Origin of the sequence: Rhodococcus sp. UYP9 (assembly GCF_040547235.1) — a bacterium.
Taxonomy (GTDB): domain Bacteria; phylum Actinomycetota; class Actinomycetes; order Mycobacteriales; family Mycobacteriaceae; genus Rhodococcoides.
The window spans coordinates 32453-55984 of record NZ_JBEPPH010000002.1 but is presented as its reverse complement, the minus strand read 5'-3'; the positions used below and the strand labels follow the sequence as shown (position 1 = coordinate 55984).

21 protein-coding genes and 1 riboswitch are annotated in these 23532 nt (G+C 61.9%); of the genes, 8 read left to right on the top strand and 13 right to left on the bottom strand.

Annotated features, from left to right (window positions below):
* Positions 1 to 93: 93 nt before the first annotated feature.
* On the top strand, positions 94 to 987 hold the full coding sequence (locus ABIB36_RS06500; RefSeq protein WP_084345771.1) for an alpha/beta fold hydrolase: 894 nt from the start codon (positions 94 to 96) through the stop codon (positions 985 to 987).
* On the opposite strand, the gene ABIB36_RS06495 is transcribed toward ABIB36_RS06500, so the two are convergent.
* The 5 genes from ABIB36_RS06495 to ABIB36_RS06475 all read right to left on the bottom strand — a co-directional run bounded on the left by ABIB36_RS06495 (position 984) and on the right by ABIB36_RS06475 (position 7244).
* Positions 984 to 2438 (bottom strand): glycoside hydrolase family 183 protein, encoded by a 1455-nt coding sequence (locus ABIB36_RS06495; protein WP_354560146.1) that lies wholly within the window; start codon positions 2436 to 2438, stop codon positions 984 to 986. The two genes, ABIB36_RS06500 and ABIB36_RS06495, sit on opposite strands and share 4 nt — an antisense overlap.
* Before the next feature lie 38 nt (positions 2439 to 2476).
* Positions 2477 to 3748 (bottom strand): LLM class flavin-dependent oxidoreductase, encoded by a 1272-nt coding sequence (locus ABIB36_RS06490; RefSeq protein WP_354560148.1) that lies wholly within the window; start codon positions 3746 to 3748, stop codon positions 2477 to 2479.
* A gap of 1 nt (position 3749) precedes the next feature.
* Positions 3750 to 4520, bottom strand: a complete 771-nt coding sequence (locus ABIB36_RS06485) for a 3-oxoacyl-ACP reductase (protein ID WP_084345933.1) — start codon at positions 4518 to 4520, stop codon at positions 3750 to 3752.
* 46 nt (positions 4521 to 4566) lie between these two features.
* A riboswitch (TPP riboswitch) is annotated at positions 4567 to 4656 on the bottom strand.
* 111 nt (positions 4657 to 4767) lie between these two features.
* Complete coding sequence (locus ABIB36_RS06480) at positions 4768 to 6087, bottom strand: alpha-amylase family glycosyl hydrolase (protein ID WP_084345774.1); 1320 nt, start codon at positions 6085 to 6087, stop codon at positions 4768 to 4770.
* Positions 6084 to 7244, bottom strand: a complete 1161-nt coding sequence (locus tag ABIB36_RS06475) for an alpha-hydroxy-acid oxidizing protein (RefSeq protein ID WP_084345934.1) — start codon at positions 7242 to 7244, stop codon at positions 6084 to 6086. The genes ABIB36_RS06480 and ABIB36_RS06475 overlap by 4 nt, the downstream gene beginning before the upstream one ends.
* Positions 7245 to 7469: 225 nt before the next feature.
* Here ABIB36_RS06475 and ABIB36_RS06470 point away from each other — a divergent pair, with 225 nt between their 5' ends.
* Positions 7470 to 9467 carry a helicase-related protein gene (locus ABIB36_RS06470; RefSeq protein ID WP_084345775.1) on the top strand — a complete coding sequence of 666 codons (1998 nt, stop codon included), beginning with the start codon at positions 7470 to 7472 and terminating at the stop codon, positions 9465 to 9467.
* Positions 9468 to 9485: 18 nt separating this feature from the next.
* Here the strand turns inward: ABIB36_RS06470 and ABIB36_RS06465 are convergent, their stop codons facing one another.
* Positions 9486 to 9899 carry a DoxX family protein gene (locus ABIB36_RS06465; RefSeq protein ID WP_084345935.1) on the bottom strand — a complete coding sequence of 138 codons (414 nt, stop codon included), beginning with the start codon at positions 9897 to 9899 and terminating at the stop codon, positions 9486 to 9488.
* Between the two features lie 494 nt (positions 9900 to 10393).
* Between ABIB36_RS06465 and ABIB36_RS06460 the strand changes: the two genes are divergently transcribed.
* Positions 10394 to 11167 carry a GTP pyrophosphokinase gene (locus ABIB36_RS06460; RefSeq protein WP_084345936.1) on the top strand — a complete coding sequence of 258 codons (774 nt, stop codon included), beginning with the start codon at positions 10394 to 10396 and terminating at the stop codon, positions 11165 to 11167.
* Here ABIB36_RS06460 and ABIB36_RS06455 read toward each other — a convergent pair.
* From ABIB36_RS06455 to ABIB36_RS06430, 6 genes are all read right to left on the bottom strand, one after another.
* Complete coding sequence (locus ABIB36_RS06455) at positions 11164 to 12039, bottom strand: aldo/keto reductase (protein ID WP_084345776.1); 876 nt, start codon at positions 12037 to 12039, stop codon at positions 11164 to 11166. The two genes, ABIB36_RS06460 and ABIB36_RS06455, sit on opposite strands and share 4 nt — an antisense overlap.
* Before the next feature lie 89 nt (positions 12040 to 12128).
* Complete coding sequence (locus ABIB36_RS06450; protein ID WP_354560153.1) at positions 12129 to 12959, bottom strand: DUF72 domain-containing protein; 831 nt, start codon at positions 12957 to 12959, stop codon at positions 12129 to 12131.
* A gap of 24 nt (positions 12960 to 12983) precedes the next feature.
* Entirely contained in the window at positions 12984 to 14312 is a 1329-nt protein-coding gene (locus tag ABIB36_RS06445) for an MFS transporter (protein ID WP_084345778.1), read from the bottom strand.
* Positions 14309 to 14854 carry a 3-isopropylmalate dehydratase small subunit gene (locus tag ABIB36_RS06440; protein WP_084345779.1) on the bottom strand — a complete coding sequence of 182 codons (546 nt, stop codon included), beginning with the start codon at positions 14852 to 14854 and terminating at the stop codon, positions 14309 to 14311. The genes ABIB36_RS06445 and ABIB36_RS06440 overlap by 4 nt, the downstream gene beginning before the upstream one ends.
* Positions 14851 to 16113: a 3-isopropylmalate dehydratase large subunit gene (locus ABIB36_RS06435; protein ID WP_084345937.1), complete on the bottom strand. Its 1263-nt coding sequence runs from the start codon at positions 16111 to 16113 to the stop codon at positions 14851 to 14853. The genes ABIB36_RS06440 and ABIB36_RS06435 overlap by 4 nt, the downstream gene beginning before the upstream one ends.
* A 17-nt stretch (positions 16114 to 16130) precedes the next feature.
* Positions 16131 to 17006 carry an isocitrate lyase/PEP mutase family protein gene (locus tag ABIB36_RS06430; RefSeq protein ID WP_084345780.1) on the bottom strand — a complete coding sequence of 292 codons (876 nt, stop codon included), beginning with the start codon at positions 17004 to 17006 and terminating at the stop codon, positions 16131 to 16133.
* 150 nt (positions 17007 to 17156) lie between these two features.
* Here ABIB36_RS06430 and ABIB36_RS06425 point away from each other — a divergent pair, with 150 nt between their 5' ends.
* The 4 genes from ABIB36_RS06425 (at position 17157) to ABIB36_RS06410 (ending at position 22056) form a co-directional block, all read left to right on the top strand.
* Positions 17157 to 17948: an IclR family transcriptional regulator gene (locus ABIB36_RS06425; RefSeq protein ID WP_354560157.1), complete on the top strand. Its 792-nt coding sequence runs from the start codon at positions 17157 to 17159 to the stop codon at positions 17946 to 17948.
* Positions 17949 to 18115: 167 nt separating this feature from the next.
* The gene (locus tag ABIB36_RS06420; RefSeq protein WP_084345782.1) at positions 18116 to 18877 is read left to right on the top strand and encodes a nuclear transport factor 2 family protein; all 762 of its coding nucleotides are present in this window, start codon (positions 18116 to 18118) and stop codon (positions 18875 to 18877) included.
* Positions 18878 to 18950: 73 nt separating this feature from the next.
* Entirely contained in the window at positions 18951 to 20744 is a 1794-nt protein-coding gene (locus ABIB36_RS06415; protein ID WP_354560159.1) for an HNH endonuclease signature motif containing protein, read from the top strand.
* Positions 20745 to 20970: 226 nt separating this feature from the next.
* Positions 20971 to 22056: a S1C family serine protease gene (locus ABIB36_RS06410; RefSeq protein ID WP_354560161.1), complete on the top strand. Its 1086-nt coding sequence runs from the start codon at positions 20971 to 20973 to the stop codon at positions 22054 to 22056.
* Between the two features lie 4 nt (positions 22057 to 22060).
* Here ABIB36_RS06410 and ABIB36_RS06405 read toward each other — a convergent pair whose 3' ends face one another.
* Positions 22061 to 22441 carry a VOC family protein gene (locus tag ABIB36_RS06405; RefSeq protein WP_084345785.1) on the bottom strand — a complete coding sequence of 127 codons (381 nt, stop codon included), beginning with the start codon at positions 22439 to 22441 and terminating at the stop codon, positions 22061 to 22063.
* A gap of 94 nt (positions 22442 to 22535) precedes the next feature.
* Between ABIB36_RS06405 and ABIB36_RS06400 the strand changes: the two genes are divergently transcribed.
* Positions 22536 to 23513 carry an LLM class F420-dependent oxidoreductase gene (locus ABIB36_RS06400; RefSeq protein ID WP_354560163.1) on the top strand — a complete coding sequence of 326 codons (978 nt, stop codon included), beginning with the start codon at positions 22536 to 22538 and terminating at the stop codon, positions 23511 to 23513.
* The last annotated feature ends 19 nt before the right edge of the window (positions 23514 to 23532 follow it).

The following is a 23532-nucleotide window of genomic DNA, read 5'->3' as shown; positions in this document are numbered from 1 at the left end:
GCACCGACAATCCATTTACATGTAACCGGTACTTATAGTAATCTTCGACAGAGTGTGACGCCCCAACCGAGACCGAAAAGGACGTACCACCCGATGAGCGAAACCGTGACCCGCACAACCGTGGTCAACGAGGGAATGTCACTGGCGGTCTACGAGACCGGCAATCCGGACGGCGAGACCATCGTTCTCGTCCACGGCTGGCCGGACACCCACGAGATGTGGAGTCACATCGTTCCACGACTCACCGCGCGCTTCCGCATCGTCAGCTACGACGCGCGTGGCGCAGGCGAAAGTACGGTTCCGCGTGAACGCTCGGCCTATCGACTCGCCAATCTGGCCTCGGACTTCTATGCTGTCGTCGACGCAGTCAGCCCGAACGCACCGGTTCACGTCCTTGCGCACGACTGGGGCGCCGTCACCGTGTGGGAAGCAGCCGGCGAACCCCATGCGGAAGACCGAATCCGTTCGTACACTTCCATTTCGGGTCCGAACCTGGATCATCTCGGCAAGTGGTCGCGGTCGCGGCTGGCCACGCCGAGCTGGAATAACGTCAAGCAAGTCCTCGCCCAGACGCGCGCATCCTGGTACACCGTCACCTTCCACATACCCGGCCTCTCCACTTTGCGAATTCGACGCCAGTTCGCCAAGGGTTGGCCTACATTCCTGCAAGAATTCTCCGGCGTCGACCCGTCACTGGTCACCGAGAACCCCACATTGTTCTCCGACGCGACCAACGGGGTGAACCTGTATCGCGCGAACCTCTTACCGCGCCTGATGAAGCCGCGGGATCGATTCATCGCCATCCCGGTGCACTTGATCGTCAACACCGAGGACCTCGCGGTGCGTCCCGATCATTACGAAGACACTGGAAAATGGGTGAAGAACTTGACTCGCAACGATATTCACGCGGGTCATTGGTCACCGATCTCTCATGCTGTCGAGATCGCCGAGCTCACCGAGAAGTACATCGATTCGCGAAAGAGCTAGTTGGTCAACTCCGCGTGCATCTGAAAGACGTTGTAGTCCGACCACGTCGAGATGTTGAAGTACAGGTCGGTGCCGGTGGACCAGGGATGCATGAACCCTCCGTACAGCTCGGGGTAGTCGGCGACGCTGACCATCGGCGCTCCGTCGGACCACGCCCCTTGCGGAGAGTCGGACTCCCGCAGCGTGATAGCCGTTTTCGCGGTGTCGAGGTAGGTCATCTGCCAACTCTGGCGTGCATCGTCGTACCGCACCGACAGTTCCGCTGCCGGGGCCGCCACGATCGTCGAGGCTGCGGTATACCCTCCGACCGGCGTCCAGTTACCCTCGCTCCAATACTGATACGCAGACTTGTTCAGCACCTGGTCCTTCGGGACGCGTGCGACGCCGACGTCGCCGAGCCGGGTGTTCGGCGTGCCGAACATGTATACGTAGTCACCCTGCGGGACCATCGACGTCACCTGAAACTTGCTGACGCCGAAGATGTTGTCCCACTGCGCGTACGGATCCTTCGTCCAGGTGGAGCCGCCGTCGTCCGAGTACGCGATCCCCCCGTAGTTGGTCCACCAGGTTCCCGGGATGCTGTTCCACGTCCTGATGGACATGTAGCTCATGTATTGGCGGTCGCCGAGCGCGAAGCCGGAGGTAGGAATCGTGGTGATCTCGACGTTGTCGAGCTTGCGGCTGCTGAGGAGTTCGGCTGCGTGACAACGACTGTCCTGCACCATGCTGTCGTAGGTGACCCCGTCGGACAGATCGGTATCGGTGCTGAAAGCGAGTACATTGCTGCGCCAATCAGGGCCCTGGCCTCCAGGGGGATGGAAGCCTTTGCCGACGGTATCGCCGAACGCCGTCGCTATCTGTCCGGGGGCGCTCTCCCACATCATGCCCAGGTCCGTTCCGTAGACCTGCCAGCGTTTGTCGGTGCGGTTGATCGATCCCGCACCAGTCTGTTTGGCAACACGGGTGACGTTGCCGATCTGCGGCGTGGGAGGTGCCGGAGTTCGGACCGCCGGTTCGACGGGAGGTGACGCCGGATCGGGAGGAGGCGGAAGCTGCACTTCGGGCCCGGGAATCGGGATCGGAATGGTGAACGGCTTGAACTCGAATCCGATCCGGGGAATGTTCAATTCGCTCGAGAGCGTTGTGGGCTCGCGAGTCTCATCGGTCAGCTCCGGGCACGGATCCACGCAGGGGTCCGCCGGCAACGGTTCCGGGTCGATGCGTGTCGGGGCCGTCGTCGGTGCTGGGTATGGCACTGGTGCGAGTTGCGGAAATGGGATCGGAATCGAGAGATCCTCCGGGACCAGTGACCCGGTCTCGTTCGTCAGGTCGGCCGCGCACGCGCCGGGAGGGACGAGAGGTTCGGCGGCAGCTGGGACGCTGTCCCCGTACACGATCACCACGGACCCGAGAACAACAGCGGCGCTCACGACGGCCATTCGCTTCGACATACTTCCCCTTCTGCGGATGCACCACCCGTGCCAGCGCATCATGCCAGATTTTCGCGCAATGAGCGCGAAGAGTACTCCTTACGAAAGAGATCACGTGACTGGAGAATTGGCACGACTTCGTCGACGAAGTCGTCGAGACTGTCCGGATACAGCGGTGGCATCAGATTGAAGCCGTCGGCAGCTCCTCGTCGCACCCACTCCGAAATCTCGTCGGCGATCGACTCCGGCGTCCCGATCATCGTGGCGTGCCCTCCACCTGCTGCGAGTGTCCCGAGAAGTTGACGGACAGTCGGGTCATCTTTGGCGATTATCCGCAAAATCGTCTCGTATCGACCGTGCGGCCCGGTGAACTCCTCGATCGGCGGAAGAGCAGGAACCGGTGCGTCGAGCTCCCAATCGATGCAGTCCTGCTCCACGAACATCCCCAGCGTGCGCAACGACTGCTCGACGGGAAGCAGTGCATCGAGCTCGGCCTTCTTCGCACGGGCCTCGCTCATCGTCGACCCAACGTACGTCACCAGACCCGGCATGATTCCGACGGTCGAGCTGTCTCGTCCGGCAGCGTCTATGCGGCGCTTGACATCCGAATAATAGGCAGCGCCGGCTTCGGCATCATAGGCAACGGCGTAGATCGCCTCCGCGTAGCGAGCCGCGAGATCACGCCCCGGTCCCGACGCGCCTGCCTGAAACAGCACCGGACGCCCCTGCGGAGACCGTGGGACCGTCAACGGGCCGTCCACCCGAAAGTGCTTGCCCACATGAGCGATGGGGTGCACCTTCGCCGGATCCGCATACATTCCGTCGCGGTCCAGTATCAGCGCGTCCGGTTCCCAGCTGTCCCACAGCGCAAGGGCGACCTCGACGAATTCCTCTGCACGCTCGTACCTTTCGGCCCGTGCCGGAATGCCCTCGAATCCATGATTGCGCGCCTCGGCGTCGAACATCGAGGTCACGACGTTCCAACCTGCCCGGCCGCCACTGATGTGATCGAGCGAGGCAAGCAACCGCGCAGCATGAAACGGGGTGTAGAACGTCGTGGATACGGTGGTGACCAAGCCGATATGGGTGGTCGCTCCGGCCATCGCCGTCAGCGCCGTGATCGGTTCCAGAAACCAGGTGCCCGCGCCTGCCGGATCACGAACGGAGTGTCCGTCGGCGAAGAACACGGCATCGAACTTGCCCCGCTCGGCGGTCTGCGCGAGTTCTTGGTAGTAGGTGATATCGCCGAGGTCCTCGACCCTCGAATTCGGGTGACGCCACGCTGCACTGTGATGCCCACAGCCGTACAGGAATGCGTTGAGATGCAGCATGTCAGTCCTTGACCAAGCCGCCGTCCACGACCAAATTCTGTCCGGTCACCGACCTCGACCACGGAGACGCGAAGAACAACAGGGCATCTGCGAACTCCTCGGGTGTCACCACTCGCTGCAAAGGCGTCGACGCCGCGATGAGGTCGAATACTTCCTCCGGTGTGGCTGCGCTGGCATCGGTGGTCCGCAGCAAGCCACCCGACACCATGTTCACAGTGATGCCGTCCGCACCGAGATCCGCTGCGAGAGTGCGAGTCAGAGACAACAGCGCAGCCTTCGATGCCGTGTAGTCGTGGTACGGCACCACTGGGTTCTGGAACAGATTGGTGCCCACGTTGATGATTCGGCCGAATCCTGCTGCGCGCATCCCCTTCAGCGCTCGCTGCGTAGTCGTCAGCGCACCACGCACAGTGCCACGGAACTGCGCGTCGAACTCGTCCCACGTGATCGAGTCGGCCTTGCTGCGCGCGTCCCCGTTGAACGAGAAGTCGGCCAACGCGTTGTTGACCACCGTCGTCACGGAGGAACCGAAGTGCGCTTCGGCTTCGGTGAACAATGCGTCCACCTGCTCGGCGTCGGTGATGTCGGCTTGAATGGCAACCCCGCCGATCTCCGACGCCAGCGCCTCCGCCGAGACTCGGCTGCTGCGATAGTTCACCACGACGCGCGCACCTTCTCGCGCGAATGCCCTGGCTACCGCGGTGCCCAGACCTCTGCCCGCTCCGGTGACGAGCACTGTCTGCTCGTCCAACTTCTTCGACTGGATGTTCATGTCAGGCCTTTCGCTCTTCCGGCCCACACCGCGCAGAGCATGCACGTATCCCACGTGCAGACATCCCTACGCTGGTGTTGACCAGATCAGGTTCGACGGGTGTGTTCTCAGCCGTTAGGCACCCCGTGTCGAAGAGGACTGTACCTCTTGCCGAATATCCGCTCGTCTAGGTTTGATCGTAGAAATACGTATAGATACCGGACAAGTCGGGTTTCAGCACGTCGGCCCATCTCATGACGCCCTGCACCTAACGCAGCACCACCCAGCCGTGGGGTGGAATCCTGGTGGATCCGCCGCCCGCATGTGCTTCGCCGGCCAATATCTCGCCGGCAAACACATCGCCGCCGATGCGGTACGTCACCTCGTCGTCACCGAGGTTCAACGCCACGTGCAACTGCTCGTCACCCGAGTGGACGCGGTACAACATCGCGGTATTGGACAGCTCCACCGTTTCGGTGCGCGCCTCGACGAGCCAGGGATGCCTGCGGCGAAACCCGATCAGTTCCTGATGCAGATGGAACGTCGGCCAACCGTACGGGGCGAGTTCTTCTCTGCTGCTGGGGAATTCCGGCCGTACCTCGTCATCACCGCCGACACGTTCCTCTTTCGCGCCACGGAAGCCCTGTTCGTCGCCGTAGTAGATCATTGGCATACCCCCGACCGTGAACAGAACCACGAGTGCATGCTCGAGATGGCGTTCGTCGGTGATGGTGCTGGCGATGCGAGCCACGTCATGATTGCCGACGAACGTGGCCGGAACGAACGTCTCGAGCCACTCGTTGTGACGTCCGAGCGCGTGCGACAACTCGAAGAAGTTTCTTTCCGAGATTGCACTCCATGACGCTTTCCACAGCTCGTACTGAGTCACCGAATCGAGTGAGCTCGCTTTCACGATGGCTGCATAATCACCGTGGATGACCTCCCCGAGGAAGTAGGCGTCAGGGAACTTCTGCCGAACCTTCGGAATGACCGCCGCCCAGAACCGCGGCGGCACAGCGTATGCCGCGTCGAGACGCCACCCGTCTGCACCCCGTTCGAGCCAGTGCGACATGACATCGACGACATACTGCTCGACCTCGACGCTGTCGTGGTTGAGCGTCACCAGTTCATCGTGGCCCTCGAAATTGCGATGCGTCGGTCTCGCCCCGGACCAGTCCAGGTGGAACCACTCGGACTCCGGTGAATCCGGCCCTGCTTCGAGCGCCTGCACGAACCGCGGAAATGCTTGTGCCACATGGTTGAATACGCCATCGAGCATGACTCGCAGTCCACGTGAATGAGCTTGGTGGATCATGTCGTCGAAGTCCGCTTCGGTCCCGAGCCGTGAATCGATGCGAAGGTGATCGATGGTGTCGTATCCGTGGCTTGCGGAGGCGAAGATGGGGCCGAGGGCGATTCCCGACGCCCCGAGTTCCACGGCGTAGTCGAACCAGTCGACGATGCGGTGCAGTCGATGCTCGTCCTCGAGCGAACCGCCGTCCCAGTCATGGACCGGGGCGCCGACGAATCCCAGAGGATAGATGTGCCACCAGATGGCGTGGTCTACCCAGGCAGGCTGACTGCTCATGCCCGGATCACCGACTCACGGCCGAGTTCGGCAGCACCGGTATGACCCGACAAGCTGGTGACGAGATCGAATTCAGCGAGAATGCAACGTAATACGTGCGCCACACCCTCCTGGCCGCCGAGCGCCAAACCGTACAGGAACGGCCGTCCCAGCAGCACCGCGTCGGCCCCCAACGCGAGCGCCTTCGCCATGTCGGACCCGGTGCGCACGCCGGAATCGAACAGGACCGTCAGCTGATCACCGACGGCGTCGACGATCTCCGGCAGCGCGCTCAACGACGAGCGAGCGCCGTCGATCTGGCGCCCACCGTGATTGGACACCACGATCCCGTCCGCCCCGTGATCGACAGCTGCTTCGGCGTCACCGACCGTGCAGATTCCCTTCAAGACGATCGGTCCGTCCCACTGCTCACGCAGAAACGCCAACTGCGACCAGTTCAAACCAGGGTTGGGGAACATCTGCGCCCAGTGCATAGCTGCAGCCCCAGGATTCGCTTCGACCGATTGATCCAGACCCGCCAGAAATGCCGGGTCGGTCAGATAGTTCTCGATCCCGAGGTTCGCCAGGAACGGCAGGTATCCACGGTCGAGGTCGGCCGGCCTCCAGCCGAGAAGCGTCGTGTCGAGCGTCAGTACAAGCGTCGTGAATCCCGATGCCTTGGCTCGCTCGAGAAAGCTGAGCAGAACGGATTCGTCTGTGGGCCAGTACAACTGATACCACCTGGGGGCGTCGCCACCGGCCTCGGCGATCTGCTCGAACGAATGCGAAGCCTGAGTGGAGTGAATGTAGGGCACCGAAAGCTCGGCGGCCGCCCGCACCGTCGCGAGCTCACCGTCCGGATGCGCGAGAGTCTGCACACCCACCGGCGCTATCAACAGCGGCGCGGGCATCGAGGTGCCCAGCACGGTGACCGCATGATCTCGTTCCGCTGAACTCCGCAACATACGCGGGGCGATCCGCCACTCGTCGAACGCATCGCGGTTGGCGCGGGCCGTGGCGCCGCTACCCGCGCTGGCGACGATGTACCCGAGAGCTTCCGGGCTGAGGGTGGCAGCGGCCTGCTCCTCCAGCCTGGCCAGGTTCGTGGTGATCTGCGGCCTCTGATCGGTGAACATGCCCTGGGCATATATACCGATTTGATGGTCACTGAAGTTCATGGTCACCACCGTAGTGCCGTCGCGGGCGATATGGCAGGACATCACCGAGCGGGCGGTGGAGAGAGCGCGTTGGGAAAGCGCGCACCCTTGTTCGGAACCTCACCCCCGCGATCACGTCCTAGCGAGGGTGTTCGGTTTGCACAAAGGGTGCACGGTTCACACCGCCCAGGGATGTCTGTGCCGTCCTCTACGGTATTTCGGACACCGTACGACAGACTGGATCCGATGCCACCTCGTAGACGCAAGCCCACAACCACCGCGAGAACCATCGGCGCAGGCAAGAGCGCCGCTGCGCGCAAGTTCAAGGAGTCGACGGCAGCACAGTCGACGACCAAGAAAGCCCCCGCGAAGAAGGCCGCTACCAAACGGACACCGGCCAAGCGGACCACGACGCGCAAGCGTGCACCCCGTAAGACCGTCTCGCCGGACCTGCGGTTGCCGGACCCTGGTGAGCGGGTGTGGGTCCTCGACGTCCCGTTCGAGGATCGCGCTCTCGCGTCGGCGTCCGGTGCTCGGTGGCATCCGGGTCCGCGGGTGTTCGCGTTCTACGGGACCGAGCTGCCCGACGGTTTGGCGTCGTTCGAGTCGATGCCGTACAGCCTGCAGCGCTGGATCGAGGACGACGCCAACGAGGAGTGGCGGCCCGAGGAGATGCACGAGAGGTCGATGACGCCGCGCGAGACGCAGCTCGAGTCGGTTCGGAGGCATCTCGACGCGTTGGACAACGGGTTCCCGTATTTCGCCCAGATGGACTCGACGGGCCTGGGCAAAACTCTTGCCGTGTGCGAGGCCGTCCGCCAGATGGAGGATCCGAGTATCGGAACAGTGCTGGTGGTCGCCCCCAAAGGTGCTCTTCCCGGTTGGCGGCGCACCATCGCCGACACCGAGGCCGATATTCATCCGTCCGAGCGCAAGCGCTGGCTGCTGGTGACGTATCAGTCGACGAAGAAGCTGCTGACCGTCCCCGAAGATGTAGATCTGGGCAAACGCAAGCGAACGCAGAACAAGAGGACCATCACGCTCGGCGAACTTCGATTCGACATCGACATCGTGGTGGCCGACGAATCGCATGCGTTGATGAATATCGAGTCGCAGCAGTCGCAGATCCTCTGGCGCTACCAGGAGGCTGCTCGCGCCGTCGTCTGGATGTCCGCTACCCCGGGTTATCAACCGATGCATTTCGCGTACATGGCCCGGGCGATCGAGCAGAGTCGCGCGCAGGAGCCGATCATCGGTGACGACGAAGGCCTCGGACACGCCATCACTGCTCAGTGGGCGACGTTCCTCGAGGAGTCGGGCTTCGCACTCAAGGAGGGCAAGGCAACGACCGGGCTGAAGACGTGGCGGTGGGAGCCCGAGGATGCTGCACGACGCGAGCGCGACATCGGCACCATCCATCGGTGGCTGTCCGGTGGCGCTGTCCCGTGGTCGATTTCGCGGCCGTCGCCGCCCACGCCGCGCGAGCCTCTCGGCCAGGAGCTGACGGCTGTGCAGAAGCGGCTCTATCACTCGGCGTGGGTGGATTACCGCAAGGAGGTCGGACTGCCGAACTGGAAGAATGTAGGCGGTAGACGGGTGCTCCAGAAGAACCCGAGTACGCGAGCGGCCGCACTGCGGTTACGCCAAAAGTGCTCGTACTTACGCATTCCCGCGTCCGCCGATCAGGTCCGCGCGTGGGTGCGAGACGGCAATCAGGTGTTCGTGTCGATGTTCTATCGCGAATCCGTCGCCGAGTTGTCGCAGTCCCTCCGGGACGAGGGTCTCGATGTCGCGGTGGTCGACGGCAGTATGAGCAGCGCAGCCCAGGAAGTCGAGATCCGCCGATTCCAAACCGGCGCTGCACGAGTCATCGTGTCTACGACGACCAGTGCGATCAACCTGCATTCCAACGAGTTGCTGCTGCCCGAGAAGACGGTGTCGACGGCCGCTCCTCGCATCACTCTCATCCACGACCCTCGGTGGACACCCATCGAGATCCGGCAGATCGAGGGGCGCGCGAATCGCATCGACAAGGACCACAACCACACCACTTCGACCTGCTATTACGGATATGCCGAGGGCACGGTAGAGGAGGACATGGTCCTGACCGGCGTCGAACGCATTGCCGATCTGGGTTCGATCGTCGGTCAAGCGGATCTGATCGACCCGGAGGCGTTCTTGGCGGCACGAGCCGACCCCGATCAGCCGGGAGCGTTGTTCGAGGTCGGCAGGGATGCCATTTGATTCCGGACTGCAGTCTTGTCAGCGTACGAAGGGCATGACCTGCCGTACTTTCGGATCCCGGAGATACAGTGCACCCCACACCACGATTCCGACGTACACCGCAAACAGCACGGTGCTGAACAGCGGCTTGTCGACGCGCCAGTTGGTGAGGACTGCGCCACCGAGGTAACCGGTAAGCAGCACGGCACCGAGAAATGCGGTGCGCGGCACCAAGTACAGGGCAAGCGATACGAGTAGAACGATGCCGACGACGGGCATCATCTCCTCTCGAAGGCCGAGATCCACGGTCGCGTCCTTCACCGCCTGCACGTTCATCAGCTTGGTGACTCCGTCGAAAATCAGGAAGATCGCAATCAACGCGGTGAGCACCCAGCCGACGCGAGCAGCGACGGGTGAGTTGGTGTGCGGTGCGGTGGTTGTGGTGGTGGTCATTGCATTCTCCGATGTTCGGGCCGGGAATTCGGTACTTGCTTGTATCGACACCTCGGCACGCGAAATCTCATCGCATTGGCTGGTTACGAACATACGTTCGATTGCCGTGCTATTCTCATCGAGCCGTCCGGGAAATCAGCACTCGCGGACGGTCCAATACCATTCGGCAAGCGGGGCCTTCATGGCGATATCAGATGGACCCGATACTTCAGGAACGCTCCATCGATCGGGCGATCGATGGTCCGAGAACGCACCTTTGCGGTGCGCGCGCGGTCATGCCCTCGGCCCGCGAACCGTGCTGGTCGGGTCGAGGGCATGCTCCTGCGGCCGCGGTCACCACCGCACTCATGCCTGCCGAGTCTGCGGCGACATCACCTTCACGCCACCACTCGGAGATCGCTGCGGCGATGCAAGTTTCGATTCACGGGCAGGAAGGCAAGACCCCAGCGCGGGGGCTTGACGCGTCGATCCGGACATTGGTGGACAATCGAGCTATGCAGAACAGCGATTCGGGCGCAGCTTCCTTGGATACGACCGCTGCGCAGGTAGCTCAACTGCGGAACGACTTCACGCGGTTCATGATGGGGTACAAGTTCGGCACCGACGAACTGATGACCAAGATCAATATCCTCAAAGAGGAATTCACGCACATACATCGGTATTCGCCGATCGAACATGTGACATCTCGACTCAAGACGCCGGAGAGCCTGCTCGAGAAGGCGCGACGCAAGAATTGCCCGCTCACCTTCGAAGACATTCGCAAGAACATCTTCGACATCGCCGGCATCAGAATCACCTGCAGCTTCATCTCCGACACCTACCGAGTCGCCGACATGCTGACCAGTCAGAGCGACGTCGAGGTCATCGAGATCAAGGACTACATCGCCAATCCGAAACCCAACGGCTACAAGAGTCTTCACGTGATCGTCGAGATACCAGTCTTCATGACGGACCGAGTCCAGCCCGTTCTCGTCGAGCTCCAGATCCGCACCATCGCGATGGACTTCTGGGCAAGCCTGGAACACAAGATCTTCTACAAGTACCGAGGCGCTATCCCCGTCACGCTGCTCGACGAGCTCACCGATGCTGCCGAAAGTGCGAACAGACTCGACGTGAAAATGGAACATCTGCACGACGAGATCGGCGAAATCAAGAGCAGCAATCTCGATGCCCCGGACAGTATTCAGCTCAGCTCGATGCCGTCGCTGTCGTTGCCTCGGGAACTGCTCGCGTCACTTCTCGAACACGGAAGTATGGGCCGGCTCTAGGCTCCTGCGGCAGAAAGCGCGTCGAACTCGTCGTCGGTGAGTTCTATGCTTGCACCCGCGAGGTTGTCTTCCAGGTGCTCCACGCTCGAGGTTCCCGGGATCGGCAACACGACCGGCGAACGCTTCAGCAGCCAAGCCAGTGCAAGTTGCGACGGCGACGCGTTGTGCTGCTTTGCGAGCGTGGACAACGGACTGCCCTCACCGCTGAGCTTGCCCGTTGCCAGGGGGAACCACGGGATGAAGCCGACGCCGTTGGCTGTGGACCAGTCCAAGAGCTCTTCCGAAGATCGGTCGGAGAGGTTGTAGAGGTTCTGAACGGACACGATCGGCGCGATCTTCTGCGCGGCCTCCGCCTCGGCTACCGAAACCTGACTCAACCCGATGTGGCGGATCTTTCCCTCGTCCTGCAGCTTCTTCAGCTCACCGACCTGGTCCTCCAACGCCACCTCGGGGTCGATTCGGTGGAGCTGGAACAAATCGATTCGGTCCAACCCGAGACGTCGAAGACTCAATTCTGCCTGCTGGCGCAGGTAGGCGGGGCGTCCCACAGGCGTCCAGATACCGGGTCCCTGACGGGTCAGTCCGGCTTTGGTGGCGATGACGACGTCGTCACGGTAGGGATGTAGGGCCTCGCGCAGTAGGTCCTCGGCAACCTCGGGTCCATAGCTGTCGGCGGTGTCGAAGAAGTTCACGCCCAGCTCTACGGCCCGCTGGAGAACGCGAATGGCGGCGGCTCGGTCCTTCGGCTCTCCCCAGACGCCTTCGCCCGGCAGCTGCATCGTGCCGTATCCGAGGCGGTTGATCTCGAGGTCGCCACCGAGACGGAACGTCCCGGAAGCGGCGGCGGGCGTGGCACTGTCCGAAGTAGTCATGCAGGTTCTGACGCTGCGCAGGCTCCGACTATTCCGTCTCGGCCAATCTATGGAGATCTATCGTTTATTCAATACTAGGATAGAGAGGGCTACAGTCGCTCGATCAGCTTCATGGCGTCGAACGGTGCAAAACCCTTCGCATCGTTGTCGAAGTACACGTGCACGTCGAGGCCCTGCTCAGCCCACGCGGCTATCTTTGCGGCCCAACCGTCGAGCGCCTCCTCGGTGTAGCCGCTCGCGTAGAGCTCGTCGGCGCCATGCAGCCGTACGTACATCAATTCAGCCGTCGGCGTCTCGACGTACGGGTATTTACCTGCACTGTCTGCAACGACGAAGGCAATACCGTTCTCCCTCAACAGCGAGACAGCTTCTTCCACCTGAAAGCTCGGGTGCCGAACTTCGAGTGCATGCCGCAGCGTGCGGTCTCCGTCGACGTCGAGATTCACTCGATCCTCGGGCAGCTTGTCGTCCCGTTGCTCGGCGAGTTCGATTGCTGCCGTTGTCGTTCGAGGAAGAACATCGAAGAATGCAGCGAGCTTGTCCGCGTCGAACCGAAAATTGGGCGGCAGCTGCCACAGAATCGGACCGAGCTTGGCGCCCAAGCTCAACACCCCGGTAGCGAAGAAGTTCGCCAGCGCCACTTCGGCACCGACGAGACGCTTGACGTGGGTAATGTAGCGGCCGCCCTTGATGGCGAATACGAAATCTTCCGGCGTCTCCTCGCGCCACTTCACGAAACTCGACGGCTTCTGCATTGCGTAAAAAGTGCCGTTGATCTCTATCGAGGACAGGTGCGTCGACGCATATCCGAGCTCGGCGCGGTGCGGCAGGCCGGGTGGATAGAAGTCGCCTCGCCAGGGCGCATACGTCCAGCCGGAGATCCCGATTCGAACCTCTGGCTCTCGCGTGCGGCGTGACATAGGAGGAGTATGCACTTCGCTGCATTACACGGGAAGCGCGGACTTTCCGGTCTCCCGGATTGTCAGCACGGTGGCCACGCCGATCGCACAGACGCCCATCACCCAATAGGCCGGGGACATACTGTTGCCGGTCGACTCCACCAACTGAGCCGCCACGTACGGCGCAGTGCCGCCGGCGGCGATGGTGCCGATGTTGAATCCAAGAGACACCCCGGTGTATCGAACCGATCGAGGAAAGAGTTCGGTGAACAATGGGAAGGCCGGAACCTGAACGACACCGTTGAGCACCATGTACACGAAGTAAACGCATCCGACGACGAAGATGCTTGCCGTCGCACCCAGAATCATGAACGCGGGCAACGCAATCACGATGTATCCCAGATAACCGGCCAGTAGCACCGGTTTTCTGCCGTAGCGGTCGGTGAGCATGCCACTGAGAGGGAATGTGGCGCACGCCAGCGCAATACTGATCGCCGACGTCCAATACACGGCATCCTTCGAGAACCCGAGATCATTGATCAGATAGACACTGAAGTATGTGAGCCCGATGTATCCGGAGCCGTTCATGGCGATCGCGATGCCGACCACTCGCAACACCGACTTCGGATTCTTCTTCACCACGTCGGACAGCGGGCTCTTGGCAACCTGATTCTTCTCTGCCATCTCTTCGAACTCAGGGGTGTCCTCGAGCTTCAACCGGACTCGGAGACAGACGAATGCGAGTGGCAATGCCAGCAGGAACGGAATTCTCCAACCCCATGAGGACATCTGCTCGTCGGTGGTGCCCAGTGCCACCAGACCGACCACTGCGGCCGCGACGGCGAAGCCCAGGGTCGACCCGACGGGCGTGAAAGAGCCGAAGAATCCACGACGGTTCGGCGGTGCGGACTCTGCGATATATGTTGCTGCCCCGCCGATTTCACCTCCCGCCGAGAAGCCCTGCGCAAGGCGGACGAAGACGAGGAGAATCGGGGCAAGCACGCCAACCGACGAATGTGTCGGTAGAAGACCTAGAACACCACATGCAATTCCCATGCACACGACGGTGATGACCAGTGCGGACCTACGACCGCGCCGGTCACCGAGACGCCCGAAAAAGATCCCACCCAGCGGACGGGCCACATAGGCAACTCCGAAGACGGCGAGGGTTGCCAGAATCGAAACCCCGGGACTCGTCGACGGAAAGAACAGGGGCGCGATGACGACCGCCAAAAACCCGTAGACAGCAAAGTCGTAGTACTCGATGAGCGTTCCGACGCCACCCGCGATTGCGGCCCGGCGCGCGGTAGTCGTCGGCGCCGGCGAAGAGCCACCCGTGCCAGAGCGAGCGGGGGAATGTTCCACGTTCGTCATTGTGCCTGTCCTTGTGCTGTGAGGGAGCGTGAGTGTTCTTCGAGCAGAAGTTCGTACGACCCGCCTGCTTCGATGACCTGGACGGTTCGGGCGTTGGGGCGAGTACCCACGAGTTCGAGGCCGCCGACGGTCCGCAGCGTCGCCGCACGCCAATCCAGCGTCACTGCATCCCCCGTCGTGATTGCGGTGGATATGCCGGGCACAGTGATGAGCGGCATCCCGTTGAACGTCTCGCCTCGCCAGAATCCGGGCGAGAAGGACTCGGCGACTATTGCGGCGATCCCGCAGTTTCTGAGCGCGACCATCGGTGGATAGTGCGGGTGCCCGTATCCGAAGTTGCGACCGCCGACGATGATGTCGCCCCGTCCGACCCTGTCGACGAAACTATTGTCGTAAGCCGTCATGCAGACCGCGCGAAGGTGCACGGGATCATAGGATTTGATGTTGGATACTCCGACGACGAGGTCGATGTCGAAATCGTCGCCGAACACCCAGGCGACCTTGCCGGTGATCACGTCGGGAGGTGGTGGGTAAGCGCTCATCGACCGACCTCCACCGTCTGCGCAGACTCCGTGATGGCACCGGCCAATGCGCTGGCGGCCACCGTGAAGGGCGACCCCATGTAGATGTTCGCGTCCGAGCTTCCCATCCGACCCGAGATATTCAAGACGCCGGTAGAAATACAGTTCTCACCGGCTTGGAGTGGTTTCTGATATCCGAAGCAGAAGTCGCAACTCGACACCGCGATCGTGGCTCCGGCGGCACGCAGTACGTCGAGGATGCCTTCACGTTCTGCCTGCTCGTGCACCTTCTGTGACGTCGGCACCACGTTGAGATCGACGCCCGGCGCCACTCGACGCCCGTCGAGGACCAGCGCTGCCGCGCGGAGATCCTCGATTCGGCCGCTGGCGCACGAGCCGATGAAAGCCTTGGTTATCGGTGTACCGGCCAGTTCCCTCGCGGTCTTGGTATTGGCTGCCCGAGCCGAACCTGGCTGCACAACCTGGGGGACGACGTCGGCAAGATCGATCGTGTACCGCGCTGCGTAGGTCGCGTCGGCATCGGGATAGACCGGCTCGAATTCTCGCCGCGCAACATCTTTCGCGTAAGACAACGAGATCTCGTCGGGTTCGAACACCGCGGACACGGCCCCGGTGAACATCGCCATACCGCACAGCCCCTGACGATGATCGATCTTCATCGTCTTCGCACCAGTGCCGCCGAATTCCATGACCTGATGGGCGCAGCCGTCGGCACCGACGAGATCGATGATGGTGTGCACCAGATCTCGACTGTCGACGCCAGGGGCGAAATCGCCGATCAGGTCGAACCTGGTGGTTGCGGGTATGTCGACGAACAGTTGGCCCGTCACCCAGGCTTCGATGAGGTCGCGGCGAATTCCCCAACCGAGCGCACCGAAGGCGCCGATCCCACTGATGTGGCCGTCGAAGTGCACGAGAAAGTCGCCGGGAATTGCGAGACCGAGCTCTGCGGTCAGCTGGTGACCGATTCCGCGGCCTTCGTGGAGTTCGATTCCGTAGAACTCACACCAATCACGAGTGACCTTGTGAACTTCGGCTTCCTTGTCGTCGTTCCTGGTCAGCATGTGGTCGATGAAGACGACGTAGCGGCTCGGATCCGACAGCTCGGTGATTCCGAAGTCCTCCCGCATCTGGCGGAACATCACGTCGGTGTAGCCGGGGAAGTCGTAGGCGATCATGCGCGCCGGACGCACGGCATGATTTTCCCCTGCGCGGACCATCGGACTGTCGCAGGTCCGTGCCAGTATCTTTTCCGTCATCGTGAATCCCATGCCGGTCACCGTTTCGCTTCCGCGGGAAGGTACTTGCGTTGCTTTGCCTCCACCTCGGGAAAGCCGATCAGGTTCACGAAGTCCTGATGCGAGAGCGCGTCGGCACTGACCGCAGCCGGTGCTTCACCCCGAGCCAGCCGGCGCAACGCTTCCTGCGCTGCTCCCGTTGCAGCCATCAGGACCTGTGTCGGCAGCAGTGCAAGACGTACCCCGATTCGATCGAGGACTTCGGGCGTGAAGTCCCGTTCGGTCCACGTCGACGCAGTCAGGGTCGCCATGAGCGGTACTCCGACTTCCTCGTGGCAGCGCTCCCATTCTTCGATGGTCTCGAACGTCTTGGTAACGGGCATGATCATGTCCGCACCTGCCTCTACATAAGCCTGTGCTCGACGGATGGCGTCGTCGCCACGTGAATCCGTCCGTGCGATGAGCAGCACGCCGTCGGGAATCGAGTCTCGGACGGCATGGATTTTTCCGGTGGCCTCGGCGACGTCGATCAGATCTACGGGCTCGCCGACGCAGATCGGGCATGATTTCGGGGAAACCTGATCCTCCATGAACATGCCCTGTACCCCGGCGTCGACGAATTTCGATGCCGTCCGGGCTGCGTTCACTGCGTTGCCATACCCGGTATCGATGTCTGCGACCAGGGGAAGCTTCGACGATTCGACGATGGTGCGCACGGCATTCAGGTTCTCGGTCATCGTGTAGAGCTCGGCGTCGGGCAGCCCGAGAGCTGCGGACACCGCGAATCCCGACGCACACAGAGCGCTGAATCCGGCCTGGTCGGCGAGTCGCGCAGTCAACCCGTCCCAGACGCCTGGGGCGTAGACGAGTCCGCGCGAAGTGAGTTCTTTGAGAGTTGGAGCCGATTCAGTCATGTCACCATCCGTTTCGTATTGCGGAATGCGTTCCGCAGATCACTCCACCGAAGCTAGAGTGGTCGGAGTCACATGTCAAGGGCTCGGCCCCGCATCATCTGTTCGTATGATGACGAGACCGACCACCCGCCGAAACGAAAGTGAGCACCTGTGGCTGCGCCTATCGAGTCCGAAGCACAAGTCGGCCGCGACATAGTCGGAGCCGTACTCAAGGCATGCAGCCTTCTGGAACACTTCGATGCCGCTCGGCCCGTCTGGACGCTCAACGAACTCACCTCCGCGAGCGGTATGAACAAGACGACCGTGCACCGCCTGATGACGACCCTCATCCACGCGGGCTGGGTCGATCGAACCGCCGAGGGCTCGTATCGGATTGCGATGCCGGTATTCGAGATCGGCTCCGCTGCACTGGTGAACCTCGATATTCGCACCGCTGCAAGGCCGTTCATGGTCGACCTGGCCGAGACATTCGGTGACACTGCCTATCTCATGGTCCCTGCTGAAGAGGGCGCAGTGTGTATCGACCGCCTGGAAGGAAACAATCCCCTCGTCGTCGCGGGGATCAACATCGGATCGGTGATGCCCTACCACGCCGCGGCAGGACCGATCGTCATGCTGGCGTTCTCGGATATGTTGCGTAGCAGATGGATCGAGCGTGGGCTACCGTCGTTCACCGAACACACGTTGACCGATGCCGCCGCGCTCGGCAAGCACCTGGACTCGGTGCGGGCCGCTGGGTATTCCGTGAGCAACTCCGACTACCTCCAAGGCGTTGCGGCAGTGGCGGCACCCATCCTCGGCCGAGACGGTTCGGTGATCGCGTCGATCAGCATCGGCGGTCGAGTCGAAGCCTTCACCGGGACAGCTCTCGAAAAGAAGATAGAGCAAGTTTGCGATGCGGCCGCCCGGCTCACCAGGGTCGCCGAGGCCCTGCCTCAGTAGCACTCGTAACGGTCATTGAGTGGGCCGAACGGCCTCGCGGACCGCAACCATCACCCAACTCGACGGTGGAATCATTGCCGTCAGCACGCAGTAATCCACCAAGTCCCAACAAGCGAGATGCGAGCATTCCCGCGCCTCGACCGCGCAGAACCGATAGCTTCGTTGGCGTGCACACCTCCGAAGACCTTGTGGCAACGATCGATGCATCCCCCGCCGCGGTCGCTGTCCACGACCGCGAAGCCTGGGTGAACCTGTACGCACGCGGAGGAGTGGTCAACGATCCCGTTGGCTCTCGACCGCATCAGGGCAGGCAGGCGATAGAAAAGTTCTACGACACCTTCATCGCTCCCAACACGATCAACTTTCACGTCGAGAACGATGTGGTGGACGGAATGTCCGTCGTCCGGGATCTGTCACTCGAGACCATCATGTCCACCGGAGCGACATTGAACGTCCCGATGCATATTCGGTACGACATCGTCGACGAGGAAGGCGAACTGAAGATCGCACGCCTCGCTGCGCACTGGGAATTGGCATCGATGATCGGACAATTACTGCGTGCGGGGACCAAAGGCTTGGCTGCGTCGGCGAAGCTGACACCTCAGCTGATCGGGAACCAAGGCATCGGTGGCGTAGTTGGTTTCATGGGCGGCCTGCGTGGCGTCGGGAGCAAAGGTAAGCGCGCGGCAACCGAAGCACTGGAAGCGGTCTCACAGGGACACGGTGCGGCCGTACGAACGGGCGCAGGAGACGACGTCGCTGCGGGTTCACTGCGTGGAATGACATTCCGGAAGCTGATCGCCGCCGGCAATACCGTCAGTGCGACAGTCGAACACGAGTCTCGACGGGGCGTCGTCTTTGTCGAGTTCGGCGACAAGTCGTTGCACGTCGCTTCGATTACTGCGTTCGGACTTCGACCGAACTCGTGAGCAGGAAAGCCACCGATCGACGATGGGAACATATGTTCGAGTTCTTGTCGGTGGCTGGGGTTACTCTCATTACATGCTTTCGGGGGATGGTATTTCAGGAATAGCCGGGGTGGCAGCTGACGCTCGATTCACTGGTGGCAGTAAGTCTTCCGGTGGCAGTATGTCTTCCGGCGGCAGTGTGTCTTCCGATGGCAGCTGCGCTTCGGCAGAGCCCACGCCATCGTCGGCGTTGACGATCGAGGACATCGACCTCGCACACGCGATAGCGACAATCGAAGATCAAGTCTCGATGCTCCGACGCCTCGATACCGCCGGAGCATCGAATTCCGATCGACGAGCACTACTGGTCCGCACCGAAACAGTCCAACGCACCCTGTTCGCGCTCTCACACACCTGGATCGCCGACCTCATCGCCCAACACGGACTCGACCACATCTACGGATCCGTACCCGACACACTCGCAATACTCCTGCGACTCTCCAGAAGACGCGCCAGCCAACGCATTCGCCACGCCGAACAGTACGGTCAACGCTCAGCTATCACCGGCGAGCGACTCGGCCCGATCCTCGCTACCACGGCCACCGCCGCCACAGAAGGCGCCCTCGACGAAGAACACCAACACATCATCACCAAATTTTTTCGCACCCTCAGTCCCGACATCGATCCCGAAACCCGCCACCACGCCGAGCAGCAACTCACCGAACTAGCCCGCCAACTCGGCCCCGACAACTTCAAAGTTGCCGCCAGAAGACTCTTCGACACGCTCGACCCCGACGGCACCAACGAAGACGAACAACAGATCGCCGAACAGTGCTACTTCCGCATCAAAGACCAAGGCCAACACGGACTCTCCAAAGGCACCTTCCTCATCGACGCCGAAACCCGCGCTTACCTGGAAGCAGCTTTCGCCAAATGGGCCAAACCAGGAATGTGCAATCCCTCCGATGCCACACCCACCACCGACAGCATTCACCACGACAGTGGAAGCAGCAGCAGCGGTGATCGTCGCAGCGAAAGTGGCGGCGGGAGTAGCGGCCGGAGTATCAGTGCGACAGGGGGTGCGAGTGGCAGTGCGAGTACCAAGGGGAGTGACAGTCCGAGTGGCAGCGGGAGTGGTAGTTCCGAGGCCAGCAGCACCGACACCGACACCGACACCGACACCGACGATCGCGCCAGACGGGACTGCCGCAGCCAAGGACGACGCCAACACGACGCACTGAAAACCATCGTCAGGCAAATGCTCGCCTCCGGCGACCTCGGCACCCATCGAGGGCTACCCGTCACCACCGTCATCACGATGAGCCTGTCCGACCTCGAATCGGCGACCGGCCACGCCGTCACTGCCACCGGGTCCCTCATCCGAATGCGCGACGCGATCCGGATGGCCTCCCACGCGCACCACTACCTCGTCCTCTTCGACGATCACGGACGGTCCCTGCACCTTGGACGAACCAAACGAATCGCCACCGCTGATCAACGCATCGTCCTCATCGCCGCCGACCGCGGCTGCACCTTCCCTGGATGTACCAGACCCGCTACCTGGTCACAGGTCCACCACATCGACGAATGGGCCACCGGTGGCAACACCGATATCGACACCCTCACCTACGGCTGCGACATGCACCATCCACTCATCGGACCCGACGACACCGATTGGGCAACAACCAAAGCCGGACCCGATCACCCTTACCCCGGCCGCACTCTCTGGCATCCCCCGACCACACTCGACCCCAGCAGAAAAGGCCGCATCAACCACTACCATCACCCCAACGAATACATCTACCCAACAACCGAAACACACTCTCCCTCAATGCAACCCAGAATACCGAAGCCCGGTGCCCCCGATCCACACCCGCCACCCACCTGACACCACCGGGTAGCCGGCCACCAGTGACTTCCAGCGGCACAGAGCCCCACACGTGCCGCCGACAGTCATGCCACGAGCCAAGGCGTCCCGGACAGCTCCGCCCCTCGTCGCAGAGCACCACCTGTCCCGCCAACAGTCATGCCGCGCGCCGACAGCACCAGGCCCCCAGAACTCCGCACCGCCAGAACACTCCATTCCGCAGCCATCGCAGCCATAATCGATACCCATGCAGGCGGCAAGTCGGGCGGCGCTCCTCACGGTGCTGGTTTTCGCTGTCTCGGCTCTGCCGACGCCCCTTGCGCCCGGTGTGCGAGAGCCCCTCGTGGCTACCCCGGCACCTGTGCTCGCGGAGCCACCACCTGCGCCGCTGACGCTGAAGGAGTTGTCCGCTCGGGTGAATCCGACGGTCGTGACCATATCGGCGGAATTCAGCTTCTACGGCGTCGCAGGCACCGGGTTCGTCGTCGATTCGGACGGCCTCGTGCTCACCAACTTCCATGTAATCGAGGAAGCAACCGACGTCACTGCGGTACATATGGGCAATGGCTTGATCTACGACGCGTCGGTGCTCGGTTACGACAAGACCCGTGATGTTGCGGTTCTCCGATTGGCTTCTGCCGTGGATCTTCCGGTGGCCCCGATCGGGAGGTCTGCAGACGTTGCCGTCGGCGACGGAGTTACCGCGGTAGGCAACGCGGACGGCGGGGGAGTCCTCGTCGCCGCGCCCGGACGCGTGGTTGCCCTGCAGGAATCCGTCATCGCCGAAAGCTCCGTCGATGGGTCGCGGAACGAACTGACAGACATGATTCGAATCGACGCCGACGTACGCGCGGGCGATTCGGGCGGCCCGCTCGTCGACGCGTGGGGCAATGTCATCGGCGTCGACGCGGCTGGCCTGTCCGAGAAGGCTCGGGCGGTATCTGCCCCCGAGGCGTATGCCATTCCCATCGATACCGCGATGGCCGTGCTCGCCCAGGTCCGTGACGGCCGATCCGGGGGCACTGTCCACGTTGGGCCGACCCCGTATCTGGGTATCGGCGTTCGCGATATCTCGGCATCGCGTGAGACGGGACCATCGCAGGGTGCCGCGGTCACGTCCGTTCGATACGATTCCCCAGCCGAACGGACCGGTTTGCTTCGCGGCGACGTGATCGTGTCGTTCGACGGGAGGCCGGTGCGTACGTCGAAGGATCTGATCGAAGAGATGGTCGAGAAGAGTCCGGGCGACGTCATCGAACTCGAGTGGGTCTCTGGGCAGGGAGTCCGTCAGCAGCAATCGGTGACCCTCGAACTGGGGACTCCGACTGCGTAGTCGCTCAGGCTTGCAACACGGACAGGACGTTTCCTGCGGGATCGGTGAACCACGCGATCAGCGGGCCGCCGTGTCTGAAGATTCCCCGCTCATCGGTCCCCATGTCGGGGTAGTGCTCGAACACCACACCTTTGGCGGTCAGGGCGTCGACGGCTGCTTCGATGTCTGCGACCGGGAAGTTCAGGATGGTGTAGGCCGCGGGCACATGATTCGGCCGGGGGTAGATCAACACTTCGTTTCTCTCGCTGAGCTGCAGGTTGATCAGGCCCATCTCACCATCGACGACGGTAAGTCCCAGGATGTCGGAGTAGAAGATGCGGGCGGCCTCGATGTCGTCGACAGCGAAGCCGGAGAAGGGCGCGCGGGTCAATTCGATAGTGGGCATACCTCATCGTGCCCCTGTCGAAGTCGGTACGGGGAGGTATCGAAGCCGTCGTTGCGCCTCCGAGCAGGTCACCGACGGGAGTACCGTTGAACGGGTGACTATCCGCCTCGGTTATCAAATGCCCAATTTCAGCTACTCAGGTTCCGTCGCAGAGCTGTTCCCGAAGGTCATCGCGCAAGCGCGCGAAGCCGAGGCAGCAGGATTCGACACCGCGTTCGTCATGGACCACTTTTATCAACTACCTGGAATCGGCAAGCCCGACGAGCCGATGCTCGAGGCGTACTCGGCCCTGTCGGCTCTGGCCACCGCTACCGAAACGATCCAGCTCTCGGCCCTCGTCACCGGAAACACGTACCGCAACCCGGCAATCTTGGCGAAGACCGTGACCACGCTCGACGTCGTGAGCGGAGGCCGCGCGATCCTGGGAATCGGAGCCGGCTGGTACGAGCTCGAACACCAGAGCTTCGGCCTGGAGTTCGGTACCTTCACCGATCGATTCGAGCGTCTCGACGAGGCACTGCAGATCATCGAGCCGATGCTCCGCGGGCAACGGCCGAGCTTCGACGGGTTGTGGTACCAGGTCGAGAACGCCATCAACGAGCCACGTATGCGCGACGATCTGCCCATCATGCTCGGTGGAGGCGGAGAAAAGAAGACCTTCGGTCTCGCTGCCCAGTTCGCCGATCACCTCAACATCATCTGCGACGCAAGCGAATTGCCCCGCAAGATGAAGGCAGTCGAAGCTCGGTGCGAAGAGGTAGACCGTGATCCGAAGGATCTCGAGACAAGTTTCTTGGCCTTCGTCATCCTCGACGAGGACGGTGACAAAGCGCGCAAGCTGCAGAACGACTACTTGTTGTCGAACGGGGTCGACTTGTCCAACCTCTCCGACACCGACAAGGCGGCAGCAACCGACCGCCAGTTCTGCGGCACACCTGACGACGTCGCCGAACAGGTGCAGACGCGTGTACTCGATCAGGGTATCGACGGCATCATCATCAACCTGATCACCAACGGTCACGAGCCCGGCATCGTCGAACTCGCAGGTAAGACACTGCGCCCGCTCGTGTAGTTCGAACCGACTTCAGCTT